This is a genomic window from Halomonas sp. YLGW01, from assembly GCF_014840935.1.
Lineage (GTDB): Bacteria > Pseudomonadota > Gammaproteobacteria > Pseudomonadales > Halomonadaceae > Onishia.
Window position 1 is genome coordinate 2,916,563 of sequence record NZ_CP062005.1, and the last position, 16,909, is coordinate 2,933,471.

18 protein-coding genes and 1 tRNA gene are annotated in these 16,909 nt (G+C 61.3%); 7 read left to right on the forward strand and 12 right to left on the reverse strand.

What is annotated here, in order from left to right; all coding sequences use genetic code 11:
- Positions 1 to 74 precede the first annotated feature (74 nt).
- Together IEJ03_RS13360 and IEJ03_RS13365 are read left to right on the forward strand one after the other, a co-directional pair.
- Positions 75 to 899, forward strand: coding sequence for an acyl-CoA thioesterase II (locus tag IEJ03_RS13360; protein WP_192037324.1), 825 nt, complete (start codon positions 75 to 77; stop codon positions 897 to 899).
- 33 nt (positions 900 to 932) lie between these two features.
- Positions 933 to 1,008, forward strand: a tRNA-Thr gene (locus tag IEJ03_RS13365).
- Positions 1,009 to 1,247: 239 nt separating this feature from the next.
- Here the strand turns inward: IEJ03_RS13365 and IEJ03_RS13370 are convergent.
- The 5 genes from IEJ03_RS13370 to IEJ03_RS13390 form a co-directional block, all read right to left on the reverse strand.
- Positions 1,248 to 1,793, reverse strand: coding sequence for a hypothetical protein (locus IEJ03_RS13370; protein ID WP_202884376.1), 546 nt, complete (start codon positions 1,791 to 1,793; stop codon positions 1,248 to 1,250).
- 510 nt (positions 1,794 to 2,303) lie between these two features.
- A complete protein-coding gene (locus IEJ03_RS13375) occupies positions 2,304 to 2,474 on the reverse strand; it encodes a hypothetical protein (RefSeq protein WP_192035315.1) in 171 nt (56 codons plus the stop codon).
- 258 nt (positions 2,475 to 2,732) lie between these two features.
- On the reverse strand, positions 2,733 to 2,882 hold the full coding sequence (locus IEJ03_RS13380; RefSeq protein WP_192035316.1) for a hypothetical protein: 150 nt from the start codon (positions 2,880 to 2,882) through the stop codon (positions 2,733 to 2,735).
- A gap of 129 nt (positions 2,883 to 3,011) precedes the next feature.
- Positions 3,012 to 3,203, reverse strand: a complete 192-nt coding sequence (locus IEJ03_RS13385; RefSeq protein WP_207116424.1) for a hypothetical protein — start codon at positions 3,201 to 3,203, stop codon at positions 3,012 to 3,014.
- Between the two features lie 166 nt (positions 3,204 to 3,369).
- Positions 3,370 to 4,140, reverse strand: a complete 771-nt coding sequence (locus tag IEJ03_RS13390) for a hypothetical protein (RefSeq protein ID WP_192035318.1) — start codon at positions 4,138 to 4,140, stop codon at positions 3,370 to 3,372.
- 365 nt (positions 4,141 to 4,505) lie between these two features.
- Here IEJ03_RS13390 and IEJ03_RS13395 point away from each other — a divergent pair, with 365 nt between their 5' ends.
- From IEJ03_RS13395 to IEJ03_RS13410, 4 genes are all read left to right on the forward strand, one after another.
- Positions 4,506 to 6,467, forward strand: coding sequence for a diguanylate cyclase (locus IEJ03_RS13395; RefSeq protein ID WP_192035319.1), 1,962 nt, complete (start codon positions 4,506 to 4,508; stop codon positions 6,465 to 6,467).
- A gap of 500 nt (positions 6,468 to 6,967) precedes the next feature.
- Positions 6,968 to 7,525 carry a hypothetical protein gene (locus IEJ03_RS13400; protein ID WP_192035320.1) on the forward strand — a complete coding sequence of 186 codons (558 nt, stop codon included), beginning with the start codon at positions 6,968 to 6,970 and terminating at the stop codon, positions 7,523 to 7,525.
- A complete protein-coding gene (locus IEJ03_RS13405) occupies positions 7,522 to 7,932 on the forward strand; it encodes a hypothetical protein (RefSeq protein ID WP_192035321.1) in 411 nt (136 codons plus the stop codon). The genes IEJ03_RS13400 and IEJ03_RS13405 overlap by 4 nt, the downstream gene beginning before the upstream one ends.
- Before the next feature lie 12 nt (positions 7,933 to 7,944).
- Complete coding sequence (locus IEJ03_RS13410; RefSeq protein WP_192035322.1) at positions 7,945 to 8,277, forward strand: SOS response-associated peptidase family protein; 333 nt, start codon at positions 7,945 to 7,947, stop codon at positions 8,275 to 8,277.
- 93 nt (positions 8,278 to 8,370) lie between these two features.
- On the opposite strand, the gene IEJ03_RS13415 is transcribed toward IEJ03_RS13410, so the two are convergent.
- The 7 genes from IEJ03_RS13415 to IEJ03_RS13445 form a co-directional block, all read right to left on the reverse strand.
- Positions 8,371 to 8,556, reverse strand: a complete 186-nt coding sequence (locus tag IEJ03_RS13415; RefSeq protein ID WP_192035323.1) for a hypothetical protein — start codon at positions 8,554 to 8,556, stop codon at positions 8,371 to 8,373.
- A gap of 101 nt (positions 8,557 to 8,657) precedes the next feature.
- On the reverse strand, positions 8,658 to 9,935 hold the full coding sequence (locus IEJ03_RS13420; RefSeq protein WP_192037326.1) for a Y-family DNA polymerase: 1,278 nt from the start codon (positions 9,933 to 9,935) through the stop codon (positions 8,658 to 8,660).
- Between the two features lie 8 nt (positions 9,936 to 9,943).
- On the reverse strand, positions 9,944 to 10,384 hold the full coding sequence (gene umuD / locus IEJ03_RS13425) for a translesion error-prone DNA polymerase V autoproteolytic subunit (protein ID WP_192035324.1): 441 nt from the start codon (positions 10,382 to 10,384) through the stop codon (positions 9,944 to 9,946).
- 225 nt (positions 10,385 to 10,609) lie between these two features.
- On the reverse strand, positions 10,610 to 11,461 hold the full coding sequence (locus IEJ03_RS13430; protein WP_192035325.1) for an ABC transporter permease: 852 nt from the start codon (positions 11,459 to 11,461) through the stop codon (positions 10,610 to 10,612).
- A gap of 4 nt (positions 11,462 to 11,465) precedes the next feature.
- The gene (locus tag IEJ03_RS13435; RefSeq protein ID WP_242457977.1) at positions 11,466 to 12,719 is read right to left on the reverse strand and encodes an ABC transporter permease; all 1,254 of its coding nucleotides are present in this window, start codon (positions 12,717 to 12,719) and stop codon (positions 11,466 to 11,468) included.
- A gap of 132 nt (positions 12,720 to 12,851) precedes the next feature.
- Complete coding sequence (locus IEJ03_RS13440; protein ID WP_242457978.1) at positions 12,852 to 13,979, reverse strand: ABC transporter substrate-binding protein; 1,128 nt, start codon at positions 13,977 to 13,979, stop codon at positions 12,852 to 12,854.
- Between the two features lie 191 nt (positions 13,980 to 14,170).
- Entirely contained in the window at positions 14,171 to 15,307 is a 1,137-nt protein-coding gene (locus tag IEJ03_RS13445) for an ABC transporter ATP-binding protein (RefSeq protein ID WP_192035326.1), read from the reverse strand.
- A 310-nt stretch (positions 15,308 to 15,617) separates the two neighbouring features.
- Between IEJ03_RS13445 and IEJ03_RS13450 the strand changes: the two genes are divergently transcribed.
- Positions 15,618 to 16,898, forward strand: coding sequence for an MgtC/SapB family protein (locus IEJ03_RS13450; RefSeq protein ID WP_192035327.1), 1,281 nt, complete (start codon positions 15,618 to 15,620; stop codon positions 16,896 to 16,898).
- Positions 16,899 to 16,909: the final 11 nt, after the last annotated feature.

Consider the following 16,909-nt stretch of genomic DNA (forward strand, 5'->3'; position numbering starts at 1 on the left):
CGGCGAGCCTCTCGGGTATGCTGTGACGATTGAAACAAGCGTATGGCGCCCGCGGCGCCCGATCAGAGGATGGCATCATGTCGGCACTGGACAATCTGGTGGCCCTGCTGGGGCTGGAAATGATCGAGGAAAATCTCTTCCGAGGCCATAGCCAGGACCTGGGCTTTCCCCAGCTATTCGGTGGCCAGGTGCTCGGCCAGGCGCTTTCCGCCGCCACCCGCACCGTGCCCAGTGAGCGCCGCGTGCACTCTCTGCACGGCTACTTCCTGCGCCCGGGCGATGCCCAGATGCCGGTGGTCTATCAGGTCGACCGGGTCCGCGACGGCGGCAGCTTCACCACCCGCCGCATCACCGCCATCCAGAAGGGCAAGCCGATCTTCTTCTGCAGCGCCTCCTTCCAGGGCGACGAACCGGGCTTCCACCACCAGCTGGCCATGCCCGACGTCGACGACCCGGAGACCCTGATCGCGCGCGGCGCCAAGGTGCAGCGCTTCAACGGCCACCCCATCGAGTTCCTGCACTTGGACGACGAGGCGCCCGGCGAGAACGGCGCGCCGCGCAAGCGCCTGTGGTTCCGGCTGGCCGGCGCTCTCCCCGACGACCCGGCCCTGCACCGTTACCTGCTGGCCTACAGCTCGGATTTCCATCTGCTGACCACCTCGCTGGTCTCCCACGGCATCGCCTTCGGCGACCCGCAACTGCAGATCGCGAGCCTCGATCATGCGTTGTGGTTCCATCAGGACGTCACCGTCAACGACTGGCTGCGCTACGAGATGGACAGCCCCTGGGCCGGCGGCGCTCGCGGCTTCGCCCGCGGCAGCCTCTACGACCGCAAGGGCCGGCTGGTCGCCTCCTCCGCCCAGGAAGGCCTGACCCGGGTGCGCGATCTCGACGGCTAGGGGCCGGGGCACTATGCTCCACCTGTCCCTCATGCCGGTGTAGCTCAGTTGGCAGAGCAGCGCATTCGTAATGCGCAGGTCGGTGGTTCGAATCCACTCATCGGCACCAGAAAACCGCACCAAAGCCATCAACTGTGGCAGGCGACAGACACCAGCGCCTTATGCCTCCGCTCCCAGATGACATTCAGGTGGCCATGTACGAGCCCCCAAAGGCCAGCCTCCACTGGAAGAGCCCTGCTCCCGAAGGGGGTACTCTGAGTGGCTGCCAAAATGGCTGCTCTGGTATCGCCGCATAAAAAAGCAGCCCCTCGGGGCTGCTTAGTCTGGTCATCGAATCACTTCTGATCCTCAGAAGTTGAGACCCATGCCGAAGGTATAGGCCCAGACACCATCGTCGAAGTTTTCCTCGGCACTGTCGCCGCTCTCGAACAGGAACTGGTACTCGGCTCTGGCCAGAAGGAAGGTAGTGGGCAGCAGATAGTACTTGAGGCCAGTTTCCAGGCCGGCGATGCCGGTGTCCTTCACGCCATCACCATAAATAGCGCCTAGCGAGGCGCCTACGAAGGGACGAGCCGCGCCCTGGCCAAAGTGGTAATCGGCAAAGCCACGAGTGCTGCCATTCCAGAAATCGTCAGACAGCCCCTCGCCTTCCACGTCAGCAAAATTGACACTCTGACGAATACCCGCCAGGGTCCGGTCGGACAGGTACCAGCCGTAGTCGCCGGAAATACCAAAGCTGCTGTTGTCGAAGTCTTTGTTACTGCTACCGGTACCGGAGAGAGAGAACTCCTTATCGCCCACACTGGGACCTACCTCTTGAGCCATGACATAGGGGGCGGACAGCAAGCAAGCACCTATCAGCACGGCCAGCGGAGCATTTCTGAGAATCTTCATGATAACACCTCGGATTAACACCAACGTTTAATCAAGCACCTTCGCGCTCTGGCGAGCCCATGTGTTCAAACTCTTGGTCATCCGCACCGATCTGCCCATAACGACCACTGCTTTGATACTGTCAATCCACGTTTGCCGACCTCTGCCAGAGAGCCTTTCGGCCATTACTAAGTATAGAAGGCATTGCAGCTTTGCGACCTGCAGTAAGGGCAGCATCAATTTCCACATGCAACGCCATTGCAGAGTGCCCGGGCCATCGACGGATTTCTTGAGCACCTCGGCATAGAATTCCAGTGGCGTTCGCCAGCCCAGTGGCTCGCGATGCCGTGTTCATCGAGTCAGCGAGCTCGTCGCGTGCTTCTTGGCTGTAGACCTCGGGGGCCGTGCCCTGCGGCAGGTACTGCCGCAACAGCCCGCTGGTGATCTCGTTGGAACCCCGTTGCCATGAGGGGGCAGTGAAGAGGGTCGCCGTCCCGGACCTCTGGCATTCGCGCAGGGATACTGACCAGCTCAGGAATCTGGTTGCGTCGATCCGACCCGCGATTGCATAGAGCGGCGCTTGCCGCTGCCCTGCTGCAGCCAGGCGAAGAGCTCTTTCTTTAGGCTGCCGCGGGGCATGACATCGAGCGCGTTGTTGATGGTCTCGTGCGCGACCTGACGACGTGAATCGGTGGGAAACATGCGCCTCAATGTGTAGGGGCTACCTGCTCAAGGAGCCAATACCTGGGAAGCAGGTAGATCACTTTTCGCAGCTCAAGTGAGCGGCAATATCACAGAGAGAATGAGAGGCCCCATCATCATGATGGCGGCTCGGTGTTCAGCAACAAGAGGTCTATACCACTTGGTCATGGCAACATCGCACCAGATAAGTCATGCGTTGCAGTGGCCGTTGAGACCCAAACCGCAGGTGCTGCGTTTATTACTTGAACTCAGGCGCCATCACCTCTTGGGAAAGAAGAAGATCCTTTCAAACAGGTTGCCACCTCGGACATCCGACAGCAGGAGCTTGATGCCTAATTGCCCCAGAGCCAGCACGGCAATGCCGGCATAGGTCGTCCACACATTCCAATCGTACTCAAAGCCGATCATACCGACTCCGAGGAGTAGAAGCAGCGTGGGAAGGCATACCACCATAGCGGTCAACAGGTACCCGAGGCTTCTAATTACCACCTGCACAGCCAGGGCCTTAAGAGAAGAAGACTTATTATGTCTCATGGTTTACGTCATCAGCATTGCAACGGAGATCAACATAATTCCCAGATAGGTCTTCCAGGTGCTCCAGTCGAGATCAAACCCGATTAAGGTAAAGGCGGCTGCCAACATACCAGGCATAATAAGCAGGGCCGAAACTCCCAGCATCAGGTAGAAGGCAGGGCTTGTCACCTTGACGAGCTTCGATATCAATTTCACATCTCCCCCCCGGCACTTAAGGAATGTTGCCTGCCACCGGCGAGCTGCAGCTTTTCTTGCTTGAACATGATGCTCCCTTCCCGGGGTGCTGACCATTAATCCAAGCCATGATCAGACCACTCACAGCTTGGAAGACACGACAGATGATTATTTCAAGAACCCCGCATCAAGCTTGCTTTCTGCGGAGGTAAGGTAAAAAAATCAACAATGCCATCGTGCTTATGATAAGTCCTGAGATCAGACGATAACCTTGCTCAGGAATAAGCGTCAATGCCATATAGTAGAAAAAATCAAGCAGCAAGTACACTGACAAGGCAGTCTTAACCCAGACCTTATCCTTCCAGAGCGCGCCCAAAATAACCAACTGAAAGGGAACAAAGAAAAGCAACTTCCACGGCCAGCTGAAAACAATAAACTTCTCCAGGCTATCGGCATCCATAATGGCCGAAAAAGCCATGCCATAATCCATAAAAAGACCAATGGAAAACATGCCATAATAAAAGAAACTTACTGTATAAAGCACATTAATCAACATGTATGAAATAATGAGCTTTTTAGGCTTATGGTATTTAGATTCGGGCGACCCGGCCGAGTCTCGAACTGCCTGACGCGTGGCAAAAACCAATATCGAAATTACATAGAAAATCTCTGATGCGATATATAGGCCTGCGCCGAACAGGCCCACACCAACCTGCCCCGTCAGCATTTGTCGCGCAGGGAACACATCACCCGAGTTAAGCCCCACCAGATACATTAGGCTGGTGATCATCACGCCTATGTCGTAGACCACCATATCTATCCACCGCATGGGATATATCAGGTAATCGGCAAGGTAAATTTGCGACAGCGCACCGATGGTTACCGCGGCAGCCATCAAGGCCATCATGCCGGCAGCAGGAGGGAGTTGACGAGCAAAGGTAAAGTGCATGGCGATCATTTGAGGAAAACGTCCCTGTGTTTTTTTCAGGACTATACCTTATCTCGCAGCGCAGGTCTCAACGCCCCCCCACGTCAATCTTCTTTTCCAGAGCGGTCATCAGGGCAATGATTCTGCAGTCCTCATCATCATGATGCGGAGCCTGAATCACGAGACTCGTGATCAAGAGGCTCTGGATTAAGAGGACCTAGATGCATCGCTGCATGTGTTGCCGTCTCTTCTCCGCAAGACCGTCTTTTCCGACCGCTCCCCCGTTGAAGCGTTGATGCTTCGGAGGACGAGGCCACGGCGCCGACTCCGGCTAGCTCAGGGGTCGTGGTAAACTCCTGCCGTTTTCACTCCTTCACGGCACCAACAGAGACGGCATGCCCAAGACCTTGCACCTTCGCCTGCTGCTTTGCATCAGCCTGGGCTGGATCGCCCTGCTGGCGATCACGCTGCTCACCGTCTATGACAGCGAGCAGGAGCTGATTGCCCAGACCAACCGGGCCCATCTGGAATACGAAGCCAACCTGATCGCCCGGCAGATCCAGGGCTCGATCCACCAGCGACAGCAGGCACTCGAGACACTGGCAGACCGCCTGACGGCCAACGTCCGCCGGGGCGCTGCCTTAAACGCTACCGCCCTGCTTGCCTCACGCGCGGATGCTCCCCCCCTGTTCACCCGCTTGGGAATCATCTCGCCGACGGGCAAGGTCATCGCGCGACAACCCTACCAGGAGGGACTGCTGGGGCTCGATGTGGACCACAAGCTCTTCTTTCGTCAGGCCATGGACCTTAAGCGTCCCACGATCAGCGATCCCTTCATCAGCGAGCTCAGCGGTGATCCGCTGGTGATCCTGACCCATCCCCTGACGACTCCCGACGGGCGCTCACTCGGCATCTTGATCGGCGCGGTCAACGTCAGCAGCAGCAGCTTCTTCGATCGCATCGAGAGCGTGCGCATCGGCAACGATGGCTTCGCATCTCTGATGACCGACGAGGGGGTGATGCTGTCGCACCCAGATCGGTCGCTGATCATGCGGGAGGCCGATGCGGTCGTGCCCGACAGCGATCTCGACCTGGCCCTGCTGGGCTGGGAAGGCAGTGGCCGGGGACAGCAGCGTAATGGCGCCCCTGCCCTGCACGCCTATGCCCAGGTCAGGGTCGCCAACTGGATCGTGCGCGTCACGATGCCCCTGTCCCAGGCCGTCCTCCCCGCCCGACATCTCCAGCTCAAGCTGCTGCTGATCGGCCTGATCGCCACCCTGGCCATGCTGCCACTGCTGTGGTGGCTAATGCGTCTGGCGCTAAGGCCGCTGCACCTGCTCGAGGGCCAGATTGCCAGGATTCGCGACGGTCACGGTAGCTCCGTGACCCTTACGACCTCGATGGACGAGATGCAGCAACTCGCCGACACCTTCAATGCCCTGGAACAGGACCGACGGCACACCGCCGAGGCGCTGACCGAGCGCAGCGCCTTCCTCGATGGCGTGCTCAAGTCTTCTCCCATCGGCATCTTCATCACCGACCGCAGCGGCCGTCTGATCTATCGCAATACCGCCTTGGCACAGCTGACCGGCCGCCGCGCCGGCGCCCTGCGCGAGGAGGATGTGGCGAATCATCTCCACCCCGATGATCAGGCAGACTTCGCAGACCTCTGGCAGAGTGCCGTGGATACCGGCAGCGACTTCCGGCGCCAGGCCCGCTACCTTTCCGCGACGGGCGAGATTCACTGGGTCGAGGTACAGGCCCGGGGCATCTGGCACCAGGGAACCTTCCACGGCTACGCCGGCACCGTAAAGGACATCACCCAGCGGCTCGAGGAGGACGCCAAAAAACTCTGGCTGGCCGAGCATGACCCCTTGACCGAACTGCTCAACCGGCGCGGCTTCGAGCGCCGCCTGGATGAGCTGCTAGCCGACCGGCGTAAGACCCGGAAGCCTGCGGCACTGCTGCTGTTCGATCTCGATCACTTCAAGCCGGTCAACGATGACGGCGGGCATGACCTGGGCGATGCCATGCTCACCGAGGTGAGCATGGCCATGGAAGAGGTCTTCCGTCGGGGCGACTACCTGGCTCGACCAGGGGGAGATGAGTTTGCGGTATTGCTCCCCGGCTGCGCGATGTCGGATGCTCACCGCCTGGCCGAGCGCTTGCGCACCGCCGTGTCGGAGCGCCGCGTCATGGCCAGCGACAAGGCCTATGCCGTCACCATCAGCCTCGGCATGACCGAGATCCGGCCCGAAGATCATGACCGCGCCCAGGTCATCAAGCGTGCCGACGACGCCAGCTACCAGGCCAAGCGCGAGGGCCGTAACCGGGTCGTATCGGCCACCCCGGTGTGATCTCTCGGCAGGCAGAGATTCGACAGGCCGCAAGAGTTCAGCTCTAAGGTTGGCGCCAGGGTTAGCCATGGCGCCGACCACCCCTCATCGGTTAGGCTTTCCTTATAAAAGGTGAAACCAACGCTACTAAGGGGCGTGGCGATTCGATGGATGGCACCCTCGCCGATGGCAACGGGTTGCTGGTGGATCGCAGTAGCCGCGCCCCCAAGCCGGAAGGCGTGTTTCTGCTGCTGGTTCACGGCTAGCGGCGTATAAAGCGCGTGCTGCGTGTGGCTGGAGGGGTCTGGCTGCTGATCAGCGACAACCCGCGCTACGAGAAAGAACTCATCAGGCCCGAAGATATGAAGGACGTGAAGATCCTAAGGCGGTGTGAGATTCGGATTAGGCGAGTGTTATAAAAATAAGGCTTTTATTGGATTTTTTATTTAACCACGAGGTTTCCATGGAAGGTGTTTCTTTTATCTCGCGTGGCTGGACGGCTGCTTTTCAGGAAAAGGCCTATGAAGCCTAAATCATTTGGCAATGTTATCTGGTCGAGCCTTATGAGCTCTTCTAGTGGTTATGCTGTTTTCTTGTCTTTGATTATAGGTGTAGTGAGCTGGACTTCCACACCTGACTCTTACACCGTTGCTTTTAAGTTATTGTGCATTGCTATTATATTTTTTGCTTTTTTATTTTTGGTTGCTTTGGTAGCAGCATGGCAGTTGTATGTGAAGCTCGAAAATGACCCAAGATTGACGCCTCCAAAAGTAATTCATGCACGTAAACCTTCTAAAGCTCACCCAACGGGGTTTGCCTTGCTTCTTCTGAACCCCACCCCAATTTTTTCATATCAATCCTTGGCATCAATATACTATGTTGAGGATGGTGTTGAGCACTTTGCTGCATTGGGAAAGGTGGTTAATATCCAACAGGATGAAAAGATCCAGGTCCTTCTTATAAAGGATTGCGATATAGAAGACAGGTTACCTGATATATTAAAAAACTCCAAAGATGTTTTGAGCAAGTTGATTGTAAAGACTTCAGTTCCAGTTTTTCTTTTCGAGGGTGCGGAATGAGTGACTTAGATAAAGGGAGAGAATTCCCGGCCACCGTTGCTAAAATCGTTGATGAGTTCACACTAGTAATCAATAGAGGGCGAGCTGACGGTGTCTCAAAAGGCGATTTGTTTTTAGTCTATTACACGGAAGATGATGATATTATTGATCCAGACACTGGTGAGAGCCTAGGAAATTTGGAGGTCGTTAGAGGCGTTGGAAAGGTTGTCCATCTGCAAGAAAAAATGAGCACTATTAAGTCTACTAGAAAAGCTGCAAGAGGGAAGACCATTAGAAAACTAGCCCCAAAAGGGTTGCTAGGAATGGCAATGGCTGGTGACTTTAAGGAGGAAATAATCGAAGAACCAGAGCAGGGCTTGTTAGAGTTTGATGATCCGAATATAAAAGATAAGGCAAAACCTGTTTGAATACGATAAAGAATGTGCGGCCGCTTCGCTCTTTATAGCCCATACCCCAAGCTCGCCAAGGCTCTGCGCCTGCCGCTGGAGCCTCGGGAGCTGAAGCCACAATACAACGTGGCGCCGGGCACCTGGATCAGCGTGGTGCGTCACCCAAGCGATGAAGTGCCGCTGGTGATGGACGAGGTGTGGTGGAGCTATCGGCCACACTGGGCGAAGGAGAAGGCGTCAGAGCCCATCAACGCCACCGTCGATAAGGTGGCTACCTCCCACTACTTCCGCGGGGCTTTCGCCCACCATCGGTGCCTGGTGCCAGCGGATGGCTGGTTCGAGTGGGTGCCGGTAGACGGCTAGAGGCAGCTGTACTTCCTGTGCCGGCGAGGTAGTGCATCGACTTGCTCGGTACGGTTTGTGTGCGAATGGGCGCTATCCGCACATCACTCGCTGCTATGCCGCGTGGTCAGAAGATTGTCCGCAGGATCTACAGCTTATCCTGTAGCGATAATTATCCAGCCAGCGCAGGTCGAACAACGACCAGTATTTTTCATCCCGCTTATGAAGCTCTGAGATACCGCAGGCACATGCCATCACCCAGCCGCCATCGGGGTGGGGGTACATATCGATCTTGTCCATGATCAAAGCCTCCTTGTTATCGCCTTAATGTAGCCAAAAAGGAGGAAGCCCGGCTGTAGGAAATAGCCGCCAATCGGTGTGCTGTTGTGGCCTCGCCGCTCTCAGGCCTTGGCGCTGGGCAGCTCGCCCCATTGGGTCGTCCAGCGCGGGGTGCGGTGGGCACAGCGCAACTGCCAGGCGGCGTTCTGACGGGGCACGCCCAGGCGCACGGTGCCGCGGCCCATCTTCTGGTTCAGCTCGTCCAGGGTGCTCATCAGGCGTTCGCTGCGCTCGCGATCGGCGGCGTGGTCGGGGGTATCGAGCAGCGAGAGCTGTTCTCGGTTGGCGTCCACCAGATCGAGCAGCATCACGCCGGCCTTCATGAATCGATAGCCGGGGCGGTAGATGGCATCGAGTGCCTGCTGGGCGGCGGCGAGGATGGAGCGGCTGTCGTCGGTGGGCTCGGGCAGCTCGGTGACGATGCTGGGGGAATACTGGGCCAGGTCCTTCCGGTGGCGGTTGGTCTTCAGGAACACCAGCACGGCGCGGGCGTGACTCTGCTGGGCGCGCAGCTTCTCGGCGCCGCGCTGGGCGTGCTGGCGAATGGCTTCCTGCAGCTCGCTCGGTTCGCCGGTCAGGCGACCGAAGGAGCGGGAGGTCATGATGCGCTGGCGGGGCTCGTCACTATCGTTCATCTCGATGCAGGGCGTGCCCTGCAGCTCCCGGGCGGTGCGCTCGAGCGTCACCGAGAAGCGTCGGCGGATCGCCTTGGGGTCGGCGCAGCGCAGCTCCCAGGCGGTCTCGATGCCTTGAATGGCCAGCCGCTCGACCAGTCGCCGCCCCACCCCCCACACATCGCCTAGCGTGGTCTGCTCGAGCAGGTGGCGCGTCTCGTCGTCATCGCCTGCCAGCACGCACACGCCGCCGTACTCAGGCCGCTTCTTGGCGGCGCGGTTGGCGAGCTTGGCAAGCGTGCGGGTGGGGGCCACGCCCACACAGACGGGGATGCCGGTGAACCGGCGCACGTTGCGGTACAGAGTGCGGGCCAGGGCGAGGGTGGTGGCGTCATCGAAGCCGTCGAAGCGCACGAACATCTCGTCGATGGAGTACGGCTCGACGCCTGCCGAGTACTCTTCGAGCACCTCGCGCACCCGGGCGGACATGTCGCCGTAGAGCTCGTAGTTGGACGACAGCAGGCGAATGCGCCCCTGGCGGACCCATTGCTGCAGCTCGAAAGCCGGGGTGCCCATCTCCACGCCCAGCGCCTTGAGCTCGTTGGAGCGGGCGATCACGCAGCCATCGTTGTTGGACATCACCCCCACGGGCACGCCTGCCAGGCGCGGTTGAAACACTCGCTCGCAGCTCACGTAGAAGTTGTTGCAGTCCACCAGGCCGATCATCGGCTGGCTCATACCGGGTACTCGTGGATCACCGAGCGCACCACGCCCCACACCTGGCAGTCCAGATCCGAGACAGGGATCGGCGCATAGCGGTCGTTGCTCGAGCACAGGTAGGGCCGCTTGCCGAGGATCTCGTAGCGTTTGACGATCACCTCGCCATCCACCAGCGCCACCAGGATATGGCCCGGCTTGGCATCCACCGAGCGATCGACCACCAGGGTGTCGCCATCCTGAATGCCGAAGCCCTCCATGCTGTCGCCGGTCACGGTCATGAAGAAGGTCGCCGCGGGGCGCTTCACCAGCCGCTGGTTGAGATCCAGCGTGCGGCCCACGTAGTCCTCGGCCGGTGAGGGAAACCCGGAGATGCCCGCGCGGATGGTGGTCTGCGGGTGTGGCAGCCCCTGGGCGGGCGGCGCCGGGTGCGCCAGGAAGATCTCGGAAGCTCGCATGGCGGTGCCTCTTGCTGAATACTGTTTGTTTATACAGTATTCAGCAAGAGGGCCGGCCTAGGCAAACACTAATATGTCGCCTCACATCCGGTAGGAGTGGCTAAAGCCCGTCACGGCGCGCCCGCGCCCTCTCGTATCGGCTCGCCGCAAGCAACGACGCCGACCGCGAACGGTCGGCGTCAGAGCGTACGAGACGAGTTGGGCCTGGCCCGAGAACAGAAAGGATCAGCTCGGGCTCATGCCACGCAGTCGCTCGTTACGACGGCGCAGGAGCTCCAGGGTCGCCAGCAGCAGCATCGACAGCAGCACCAGCATCGTCGCCACGGCAAGGATGGTCGGGCTGATCTGCTCGCGAATGCCCGACCACATCTGGATCGGCATGGTGCGCTGCTCGGGCCCGGCGATAAACAGCACCACCACCACCTCGTCGAAGGAGGTGATGAAGGCGAACAGCGCCCCCGATACCACCCCCGGCGTGACCAGCGGCAGCACCACCTTGAAGAAGGTGCGGGTCGGGTTGGCCCCCAGGCTGTGGGCGGCCCGGATCAGGGTGGTATCGAAGCTCGACAGGGTCGCCGTCACCGTGATCACCACGAAGGGAATCCCCAGCGCCGTGTGGGCGAGGATCACCCCCAGGTAGGTCTGGGCCAGCTGGATCTTCGAGAAGAAGAAGAACATCGCCGCCGCCGAGATGATCAACGGCACGATCATCGGCGAGATCAGCAGCGCCATGATCAGCCCACGGGCCGGCATGTGCCGGCTCGACAGGCCGAGCGCGGCGACGGTGCCGAGCACCGTGGCCAGCAGGGTCGAGGAGATCCCGACGATGAAGCTGTTCTTGATCGAATTGAGCCACTCGCTCGAGGTGAAGAAGTCCTGGTACCAGCGCAGCGAGTAGCCCGCCGGGTCTAGACTCAGCATCGCCTCCGAGAAGGTGAAGTACGGCTCGGCATTGAACGACAGCGGGATGATCACCAAGAGCGGGCCGACCAGGAACAGGAAGATCAGCGCACACAGGCCGAGAAAGACGTAATGCCAGATGCGCTCGCCACGGGTGGCATAGGAAGGAATCGCCATCACATTACCCCAGTTTGACTTTGTCGACGCCGATCAGGCGGTTGAAGACCATGTAGAACACGATGACCACGGCGAGCAGGATCGAGGCGATCGCCGCCGCCAGGCCCCAGTTCAGCGAGGTCTGCATGTGGTAGGCGATGTAGTTGGTGATGAAGCGCCCCGACTGGCCGCCCACCAGTGCCGGCGTGATGTAGTAGCCGATCGACAGGATGAACACCAGGATTCCGCCGGCGGCGATGCCCGGAATGGTCAGCGGGAAGTAGACACGCCGGAACGACAGGAACGGCTTGCCGCCCAGCGAGCGCGCGGCCCGCATGTAGCTTGGGGGTATCGTCTTCATCACCGAGTACAGCGGCAGGATCATGAACGGCAGCAGGATGTGGGTCATGGCGATGATAGTGCCGGTCTTGTTGTGGATCATCTGCCATCGCGCCTCGTCCGCGACCACCCCGAGCGCCACCATCATGTCGTTGAGCACCCCCTGGGACTGCAGGATGGCGATCCAGGTGGTGGTGCGCACCAACAGCGAGGTCCAGAACGGCAGCAGCACCAGGATCATCAGCAGGTTGGCGCGCCGCGCCGGCAGGTTGGCGAGCAGGAAGGCGATCGGGTAGCCGAGCACCAGCGTCAGCAGGGTAATCAGCCCGCTCATCCAGAAGGTGCGCCAGAACAGCGCCAGATGGATCTGCAGGTAGTCCGGCACCTCGACGATCTCGCCGGCGGGGGTGTACTGGAGATCGACCGCCGCCAGGTAGTACGAGAGGGTATAGGGCGAGGACTCACGCTCGATCAGCTGCCAGGTATCGAGCTCGCCCCAGGCATCGTTGGCATCGATCAGCGCCGCCTTGTAGGGCGGTTCGATGCGCGACAGGCGTCGGGCGGTGCCCATCATCGCCGAGCGCATGCCCGACTTCTCGTAGTTCAGGCGACTCGATACCAGGCCCAGGTTGCGCGCCTCCTGGCCAGTCTTCAGGTCTTGTGCCAAGGCGGCATAGACCGGCTCGTCGGGCAGCGAGGCGCCGTCCCAGTGCTCGAGGGCCGCCACGGTGCGCGGCAGGGCATTGGAGACCTCGGGGTTGTCGACGCTGCGCCAGAGCATGTCGAAGATCGGCATGACGAAGGCGATGATCAAAAAGGCCAGCAGCGGCGAGACCAGCAGCAGGGCCTTGAGCTTCATCCGGCGCGAGGCGCGGCGCAGACTGACTTTCAGCGGCACGCCATCGGCGGTGGTCAGCGGAGCAGAAGGGGAATCGGACACGCGTGCCTCTCCATTCGGGTCACCGGTGAACGGCTCACCGGCTGGTCGCGCTCCCGCCTCGCGTCACGGCAGACGTGGCGCGCAGGCGAGGCACGGGGAAAGCGGTGCGCCGCCCGAAGGCGGCGCTGAGTCTTACATGGCGAGCCAGGCGTCGAAGCGGCGGCTCAGCTCGTCGTTGTTGTCGGCCCAGAACTCGTCATTCTTGGGAATGGCGGTGGCGAAGTTGGGCGGGAAGGTCGGCATGTGCGGGGTCATCTCGATGCCGGTCTCGGCGTGGGTCGAGACCATGTTCGAGGACGACTTGCGGGCCGGGCCGTAGGAAATGTAGCGGGCCTGGTCGGCGAGGCGCTGGGTGTCGGTGGCGAAGGTCAGGTAGTCCTTGACCTTGTCGAGCTTGCCGTACGGCACCACCCAGCCGTCGAGCTCGAAGACCTGGGCGTCCCAGATGATCTCGAAGGGCTGGCCCTCGCTGAGCATGGCGTTGAAGATCCGCCCGTTGTAGGCCGAGCCGAAGGCGACCTCCTCGTCGGCCAAGAGCTGAGGCGGCTGGGCGCCTTCCTGCCACCAGATCACCTGGTCCTTGATGGTGTCGAGCTTGGCGAAGGCGCGCTGCACGCCTTCCTCGGTATCGAGCACGTCATAGACGTCTTCCGGCGCCACACCGTCGGCGACCAGCGCCCACTCGAGGTTGTTGATCGGCTTGCGCATCAGGGTGCGCTTGCCCGGGAAGTTCTCCAGATCGAAGACATCGGCGATGGTGCTCGGCTGCTTGTCTTCGGGGAACATCTCGGTGTTGAAGGCGACGATGTTGGAGTAGACGATCGAGGGCACGAAGCACTCGCCCAGCGAGCCCGCGAGGAAGTCCTCGGTGGCCGGGGTGCCGTCCGGAGCTGCCGACAGCAGGGCGTCATGATCCAAGGGCTCGATCAGGCCCTCGGCGCAGGCGATCAGGGCATCGGAGGGCAGCATGTCGACCAGGTCCCAGGTCACGTTGCCGGCCTGAGTCTGGGCGCGCAGCCCGGCCAGGCCATTGGCGCTGCGGTCGATGTTGACGATCTCGTCGCCGGTCTTCTCCATCCAGGGCTCGTGATAGGCCTTCTGCTGGCTCTCGCTGTAGGCGCCGCCCCAGGAGACGATATTGAGGGTCTCGGCCTGGGCGCTGACGGCCGCAGCCAGGGCACTGAGGCCGACCAGGGTCAGCGAGGCGCGCTTGATGCCCACCGAACGACGACCGGCCGCCTGCTTCATGACGTTGTACATGACACTCTCCATTTATTGTTGTGCTTAGTTTGTCGGTACTTGTTTTTCGGTACTTAGATTTGCGGTACTTGTTTTCCGGTACTTAGTTTGTCGGTACTTAGCGATTGAGACGTTGTGAATGATGCCGCGCTGCCACGCCTCGCGCGGCCCACGGCGCCCCTGCGGGGGGAGGCCCCTCCCCCGAACTCTGCCTAGGCATCCAGCGCACGGCAGTCGACGCTGCACCAGCCGATCTGGATGTCCTGACCCGGCCGCAGGCTGTCATGGCCGGCGGCATTGGGCGTCTTGAGAATGAATTCGTCGTTGCCGCACACCGACAGGCGGGTGCGCAGATGATCGCCCAGGTAGATCACCTCCTGGACCCGGGCGGTGAAGACGTTATCGAAGCGCTCGGCGTCACTCCCCTGGAGGATCGAGACCCGTTCCGGGCGCAGCGACAGCGTCGTGCGCGAGCCGGGGCCATCGACGGCCACCGACATGGCGGTCACCGTCTCGCCACTGTCCAGGCGGACCGTGCAGGTCTTGCCGTGCTGCTCGGCCACTTCGCCGACCAGGCGGTTGTTCTCGCCGATGAAGTAGGCCACGAAGGCGTTATCGGGCTCCTCGTAGAGGGTCTCCGGGCTCGCCAGCTGCTGCACCACGCCGTCGTTGAAGACCGCGATGCGGTCCGACATGGTCAGCGCCTCGGTCTGATCGTGGGTCACGTAGATCATGGTCACGCCCAGGTCGGCGTGAATGCGCTTGATCTCGTACTGCATCTCCTCGCGCAGGTTCTTGTCCAGCGCCCCCAGCGGTTCGTCCATCAGCACCAGCTCGGGTTCGAAGACCAGCGCCCGGGCCAGTGCCACGCGCTGCTGCTGGCCACCGGAGAGCTGGGCGGGGCGACGGTCGCCGAAGTCACCGAGGCGCACCATATCCAGCGCCCGCTTGACCTTCTGCTGGGTCTCGTCCTTGGACAGGCCCCGCACCTCGAGGGGAAAGGCCAGGTTCTCGGCCACGCTCATGTGCGGAAAGAGCGCGTAGTTCTGGAACACCATGCCGATGCCGCGCTTGTGGGGCGGCAGGCCGTTGATCGGCGTATCCTTGAGCAGGATCTCGCCGTGGGTAGGGGTCTCGAAACCAGCCATCATCATCAGGCAGGTGGTCTTGCCCGACCCGGACGGCCCCAGCAGGGTCACGAACTCCCCCTGGCGGATATCGAGGTTGAAGCCCTTCACCACCAGATTGACGCCGTCATAGCTCTTCTGGACATCGATGAAACGGGCGAATAGCGATTCGTTGTCGGACTCGGCCGGGGCACTGGGCTCTGCTGCGAGGGTCTGGGTCATGCCGGGTTCCTGTGCGTCGCCGTGATTGTCATTGTTGTGATTGTCGGTGCACGGCTGCGGAGTGCGGCGTCCAAGGAATGAAAGAACGCCTCATACTTTTCCGCGCCTCGCCTCGACACTAGAGCGGATAGCGCGCCCAAGACAAGGCAGCACCGGGACAACCAGCGTTGAAAAGCACCAGTGCCGATGCCGATGGTTTCTGATAACTGAATATCTAATAAACGATGGCTGGCATCGCATCGCCAGCGACGAAGCCGAACGCCTCGGGGCGAGTTGTGTGCCCCGAGCGGGGCGGCGAGGAGGGGCGTCCATGGACGAGGTCACCCGGCAATTCCTGACCAGCCACCACCTGGCCATCCGGCTGGCCCTGGCGCTGCTGCTGGGTGCGCTGATCGGCCTGGAGCGGGGCTGGGAGGCTCGCGATGAGGCCGCCGGTCGGCGCATCGCCGGCATCCGCACCTTCGCCCTGGTGGGCCTGCTCGGCGGCGTCGCCGCCCTGCTCGCCGAGCGCATCACCGCCTGGGCCTTCCCGGCGATCTTTCTCGGCGTCGCGGTGACCAGCCTGATCGCCTACCAGGCGCGGGTCCGCGAGGTCCCCAACTACAGCATCACCGGCATGGTCGGCATGCTGCTGACCTTCTGCTACGGCGCTCTCGCGGTCGCCGTCGATCCCGCCCTGGCCGCGGCGGCGGCCGTGATCACCGCCCTGATCCTCGACAACAAGCACGAGATCCATGGCCTGCTGAAGAAGCTGCAGCGCCACGAGCTGGATGCCGGCTTCAAGCTGTTGCTGATCACGGTGGTGATCCTGCCCCTGCTGCCCAACCAGAACCTGGGCCCGGGCGGCGCCATCAACCCCACCACCATCTGGTGGCTGGTAGTGATGATCGCGGCGATCTCCTTCGTCGGCTATTTCGCCATGCGCCTGGGCGGCACCCGCCGAGGCATCCTCTTCACCAGCCTGTTCGCCGGGCTGAGTTCCTCCACCGCCCTGACCCTGCACTTCGCGCGCCTATCGCGGCGCTCCCCGGGGCTCGGCCCCCTGCTGGCCGCCGGCATCCTGATCGCCTGCGGCACCATGTTCCCGCGCATCCTGCTCTATTGCCTGGTGATCCACCCGGCCCTGCTGGCCCCCCTGATCGCACCGGTGACGGTGATGGCGGCGCTGCTGTTGTTGCCGGCCCTATGGCTGTGGCGCACCCACCGTGACGGCGCCACGCTGGAGGAGCCGACGCACACCCAGAATCCTCTGGAGCTCACTCCGGCGCTCTTGTTCGGCGCCCTGCTGACGGTGGTGATGCTGCTCGGCGAGTGGCTGCGCGGCTGGCTTGGCGATACCGGCATCTACCTGCTGTCGGCGGTCTCGGGCATCGCCGACGTGGATGCCATCACCCTGTCGCTGACCCGGATGGCCGACCACGGCCTGGCGGTCCCCACCGCGGTGCTCGGCATCGTGCTGGCGGCCTCGGTCAACAATCTGGTCAAGGCGGGGCTGGCGGGTGCCATCGGCAGTGCCACACTGGGCTGGCGAGTGGCCGGGCCGATGGTCGCCTCGTTGGTAGGCGGGCTGGCGGTGGCCTGGCTCGGCTAGCGGGCTGAACG